At 68.3% G+C, this 4,771-nt stretch carries 7 protein-coding genes; 6 read left to right on the plus strand and 1 reads right to left on the minus strand.

Features of this window, described 5'->3' with window-relative positions:
- Positions 1-359: 359 nt before the first annotated feature.
- A complete protein-coding gene (locus tag HMPREF0372_RS07645; protein WP_007490444.1) occupies positions 360-803 on the minus strand; it encodes a nucleoside deaminase in 444 nt (147 codons plus the stop codon).
- A 112-nt stretch (positions 804-915) separates the two neighbouring features.
- On the opposite strand from HMPREF0372_RS07645, the gene HMPREF0372_RS07650 reads away from it, so the two are divergent.
- The 6 genes from HMPREF0372_RS07650 to HMPREF0372_RS07675 all read left to right on the plus strand — a co-directional run bounded on the left by HMPREF0372_RS07650 (position 916) and on the right by HMPREF0372_RS07675 (position 4,742).
- Positions 916-1,479, plus strand: a complete 564-nt coding sequence (locus tag HMPREF0372_RS07650; RefSeq protein ID WP_414016158.1) for a manganese efflux pump MntP — start codon at positions 916-918, stop codon at positions 1,477-1,479.
- A gap of 2 nt (positions 1,480-1,481) precedes the next feature.
- A complete protein-coding gene (yqeC, locus tag HMPREF0372_RS07655) occupies positions 1,482-2,204 on the plus strand; it encodes a selenium cofactor biosynthesis protein YqeC (protein ID WP_007490451.1) in 723 nt (240 codons plus the stop codon).
- The gene (gene yqeB, locus HMPREF0372_RS07660) at positions 2,192-2,995 is read left to right on the plus strand and encodes a selenium-dependent molybdenum cofactor biosynthesis protein YqeB (protein ID WP_007490453.1); all 804 of its coding nucleotides are present in this window, start codon (positions 2,192-2,194) and stop codon (positions 2,993-2,995) included. Before yqeC ends, yqeB begins: the two co-directional genes overlap by 13 nt.
- Positions 2,983-3,738, plus strand: coding sequence for an XdhC family protein (locus tag HMPREF0372_RS07665; RefSeq protein WP_007490455.1), 756 nt, complete (start codon positions 2,983-2,985; stop codon positions 3,736-3,738). Before yqeB ends, HMPREF0372_RS07665 begins: the two co-directional genes overlap by 13 nt.
- The gene (locus HMPREF0372_RS07670; protein ID WP_007490457.1) at positions 3,735-4,010 is read left to right on the plus strand and encodes a hypothetical protein; all 276 of its coding nucleotides are present in this window, start codon (positions 3,735-3,737) and stop codon (positions 4,008-4,010) included. Before HMPREF0372_RS07665 ends, HMPREF0372_RS07670 begins: the two co-directional genes overlap by 4 nt.
- Before the next feature lie 240 nt (positions 4,011-4,250).
- Positions 4,251-4,742: an RNA polymerase sigma factor gene (locus tag HMPREF0372_RS07675; protein WP_007490461.1), complete on the plus strand. Its 492-nt coding sequence runs from the start codon at positions 4,251-4,253 to the stop codon at positions 4,740-4,742.
- Positions 4,743-4,771: the final 29 nt, after the last annotated feature.

Here is a 4,771-nt window from a genome sequence, read left to right on the forward strand (position 1 = left end):
GCCCCCGGCCTTTGCCGGGGGCGCTGCTTTATGCGCAAATAACGACAAGGGCCGGACGTCTGCTCCTGACGTCCGGCCTTATCGAAGGAAAGAGGATACAATGAAATGAAAAGAAACTGTCTCTTGCAAGTAGTATAATACCCGAAAGATGTTAACGAATAAATCGGAATGTGTTACAGAACCTTTAAATAATTTGCTTCTTATGTAAAGCGCCGGTAAAATGAGGCGGGCAGCGGTGCTCACCCGCTGCCCGTCACATGATTGGAGGATAGAATGAAAAGAAGCTCTGTCTCTTGCAAGTGTTATACTACCAGGGGGTTGTTACAAAATCGAGCACGCCTTGTTAAAAAAGCGTTAAATCAGCGCAAAGATTGAAAAAATTCCTGGAGCAGAGCGGCGCACTCCGCCTCCAGCACCCGGCCGTAAATGCGGGGGTGGTGGTTGAAGCGCTCCTCAAAGAGGTTGAGCACCGACCCGCAGCAGCCCGCCTTGTCATCCTTCGCCCCGTAGTATACGGCAGGGATGCGGGCGTTGACGATGGCCCCGGCGCACATGGGGCAGGGCTCCAGGGTGACGTAGAGGGCGCATCCGGCCAGCCGCCACCCCCCCAGGGTGCGGCAGGCCTGGGCAATGGCCTCGAGCTCCGCGTGGCCAAGTGCGGTCTGGGCGGTCTCCCGCCGGTTGCGGCCCCGCCCTACCACCGCGCCGTCCCTCACAATGACGCAGCCCACCGGCACCTCTCCCTCCGCCATGGCCTGCCTGGCCAGCTCCAGCGCCTGGCGCATATACTCCTCGTGTTCCATAAAGACCTCCCATGTTGTGCCTTCATATCTCTAATTGTTATAGCATATCCATGGAGGGTATGCTATAATAAATTTCACTCTCCTAACAATATTTTGCAGACAGGTGATTGGTTTGGTTGAGATTTTCCTGATTGCCGTGAGCCTGGCGCTGGACGCCTTCGCGGTGTCCGTGTCCAGCGGCATCTCCGTCCCCGGCTTCGGTCCCCGGCAGGCCGTTAAGATGGGTCTGTGGTTCGGCGCGTTTCAGTTTCTTATGCCCCTTCTGGGCTGGCTGCTGGGCAGCAGCGTCAGCCAGTACATCGAGGCGGTGGACCACTGGGTAGCCTTCGGCCTGCTGGCCGTCATCGGCGGCAAGATGGCGTGGGAGTCCCTGCGCCGGGGCTGCGGGGAGGAGGGTGAGGCGCCCCCCGACCTGTCCGCCCGGCGGCTGTGCGTGCTGGCCATTGCCACCAGCATCGACGCCCTGGCCGTTGGGGTGTCTATGGCCTTTATGAGCGTCCATATTCTGGCCTCTGCGGCGGTCATCGGCGTGGTGGCCTTTGCCCTGTCGGTGGCCGGCGGCCTGGTGGGCCGCCGGCTGGGCTGCCTGTTCCAGCGGCGGGCCGAGCTGACGGGGGGACTGGTGCTCATTGCCATCGGTGTGAAGATCCTCATCGAGCACCTGTCGGGGGGCTGAGCATGGGCATCTGGGAGCAGTTGGGCCTGGACATGGCCCGCCACCGGATGGTGGCCCTGGTGGGGGCGGGGGGCAAGACCTCCACCCTGTATGCCCTGGCCCGGCAGGCGGCGGACAGCGGGCGGACGGTGGTGGTCACTACCACCACCCACATTCTGCGCCACCCCGGCCTGCCCCTGGTGGAGGAGCCGACGCCGGAGCGCCTGCGGGCCGCCTTGGCGGAGCACGGGGTGGTCACCGTGGGGACGGTCTTCCGGGGGGACAAGCTCTCCGGCGCGGGAACTCCGGAGGAGCTGCACCGGGCAGCCGATGTGGTACTGGTGGAGGCCGACGGGGCCAAGCGCCTGCCCCTCAAGGCCCCGGCGGAGTACGAGCCCGTGATCCCCCCCTGCGCCGACGCCGTGGCCGCCGTGGCGGGCATGGACGCGGTGGGACAGGCCGTGGGGGCGGTCTGCCACCGGCCTGAGCGGGTGTGCGCCCTGCTGGGCGCGGGGGCGGAGCACGTGCTCACCCCCGAGGACGTGGCCCTTCTGCTGGCCAACCCCCAGGGGGGGCGGAAGGGCGTGGGGGAGGCCATGGCCTTCCGCTGTGTACTCAACAAGGCGGACACCCCCGAGCGTTCGGCCCACGCCAGCGCGGTGGCCGGGCGGCTGGCGGAGCGGGGCATTCACAGCGCCATTACCTACTATCGGGAGGAGGAGCGGGGCGGATTATGCTGGTTCTGATCAAGGGAGCGGGAGATCTGGCCGCCGGCACGGCGGTGCGGCTGTACCGGGCGGGCATAAAGGTGGTCATGACGGAGGTGGCCCAGCCCACGGCGGTGCGTCGGACGGTGGCCTTTTCCCAGTGCATGTACGACGGCACGGCCCAGGTGGAGGGGATTGTTGCCTGCCGGGCGGAGGACGCCGGGGCGGCCCGCCGGGCGCTGGAGCGGGGGGAGGTTCCCGTGCTCTGCGATCCGGAGGCGGCCATTTTGAGGGAGCTGCCCTTTGACGGGGTGGTGGACGCCATCCTGGCCAAGCGCAACCTGGGCACGGCCATCACCGACGCGCCGGTGGTGCTGGCCCTGGGGCCCGGCTTCACCGCCGGGGTGGACTGCCACGGCGTGGTGGAGACCATGCGGGGGCACGATCTGGGCCGCCTGCTCACACAGGGGAGCGCCGCCCCCAACACCGGCGTCCCTGGCGACGTGGGGGGGTACACCATCCAGCGCATCATCCGCGCCCCGGCGGACGGGGCGTTCGAGCCGCTGGCCGCCATCGGCCAGCGGGTGGAGGAGGGCCAGCCGGTGGCCCGGGTGGCGGGCCGGACGGTCTGCGCCCAGCTCACCGGCGTAGTGCGGGGGATGCTCCCCGCCGGGCTGGCCGTCACGGCGGGCATGAAGGCGGGGGACATCGACCCCCGGTGCCGGGCGGAGCACTGCTTTACCGTCTCCGACAAGGCCCGGGCCATCGGCGGCGGCGTGCTGGAGGGGCTTTTATACTTCGGAAGGAGGGCGGGGCTATGGAGCGTCTGATCCTCTGCGGCGGCGGCCACGTGTCCCTGGAGGTGGCCCACATCGCCCGGCGGCTGGAGTTTGAGCTGGTGGTCATCGACGACCGGCCGGAGTTTGCCAGCCGGGAGCGGTTTCCCATGGCCGGCCAGGTGGTGTGCGCCCCCTTTTTGGAGGCGCTGGACGGGCTGGGCAGTCGGGAGAGCGACTACTACGTGATTCTCACCCGGGGCCACGCCCACGACCGGGACTGCCTGGAGCACGTGCTCCGGGGGAAGTACGCCTATGCGGGCATGATCGGCAGCAGGACCAAGGTGGCGGCGGTGAAGGCCGCCCTGGAGGCGGCGGGCATTGCCCGGGAAATCCTGGACGGGGTGCACAGCCCCATCGGCCTGTCCATCGGGGCCCAGACCCCGGCGGAGATCGCCGTGTCCATCGCCGCCGAGCTGGTGCGGGAGCGGGCCCGCCGGGGGCCGGCGGCCGCGCCCCCGGCGGCGGGGGAGCCGGGCGTGCTGTGTACCATCACCGCCAAGCGGGGCTCCGCCCCCCGGGGCGTGGGTACCTGGATGCTGGTGCGGCCCGACGGCACGGTGCTGGGCACCATCGGCGGCGGCGCGGTGGAGCACCTGGCCGTCCAGGAGGCAAAGGCTCTGTGGGCGCATGGGGGCGGCCCGGTGCGGAGACACTATGATCTGACCCCCGGCGCGGCCGAGCTGGGCATGGTGTGCGGGGGCGACATCGACGTGGAATTCGAGGTGCGCAAATGAAAGAAATCACCCTGTTTCTTCTGAACAACTGTCCCCACTGCAAGCTGGCCCTCCGGCTCCAGGAGGAGCTGCTGGAGGAGCACCCCGCGTGGCGGGACATCCCCCTCCGAATGGTGGACGAGGCGGCGGAGCCCGCCTATGCCGATACCTTTGACTACTACTATGTCCCCTGCTACTATGTGGACGGCGTGAAGGTTCACGAGGGCCACGCCGAGCGGGCCGACGTGGAGGCGGTGTTCCGCGCCGCCGCCGGGGAGCCCGCGGGGGTGTGACGGACGGGGACAGGCCCACGCTTTTTCCGTACTGGCAGTATGTGCGCCGCGCCGGTGGGGCGGGCAGCAGCGATGTAGGGGCGGCCCTTGTGGCCGCCCGCCCCGGCGGAGGAAAAACGGTAAGAAGAGGCCTGTGTATGGGCAGACGGATTTCCCATGGGGGAAATCCGTCTTTTTTTGTGCGGGTGCGAAACCAAACGGCCGTCCGCGCCGTGTTATAGGCAGAAAGGAGGGAGGCCCATGGAGGAACGCTGGCGGGAACCGGCGGCCCTGGCGGAGCAGTACGCCGGGATGCTCTACCGGCTGGCCTACGCCCGCACCGGCTCCCGGGCGGACGCGGAGGACGTGATGCAGGAGGTCTTTGTCCGCCTGCTCCGGGCCAGGCCGGAGTTCCGGGACGAGGAGCACGCCAAGGCCTGGCTGCTGCGGGTGGGCGCACGCTGCGCCGCCGATGTGCTCCGCGCCCCGTGGCGGCGGCGGGAGGGGCCGCTGGACGATGGGCTGCCCGCGCCGGAGCCGCCCGGGGAGGGCGGCGTGGTGGAGGCGGTGCTGGCCCTGCCCGCCAAGTACCGGATGGCGGTGCACCTGTACTACTATGAGGAGCTGAGTGTGGCGGAGATCGCCGCCGTCCTGGGCAAAAGCGAGGGGGCGGTCAAGTCCCGGCTGTTCCGGGCCAGGGCGCTGCTGCGGCGGTATTTGAAGGAGGACGGCGATGTTTCAGAACGACTATAGGCGGGAGATAGACGGGCTGAGGCCCAGCC

The sequence above is a fragment of the Flavonifractor plautii ATCC 29863 genome, assembly GCF_000239295.1.
GTDB classification, from domain to species: Bacteria; Bacillota; Clostridia; order Oscillospirales; family Oscillospiraceae; genus Flavonifractor; species Flavonifractor plautii.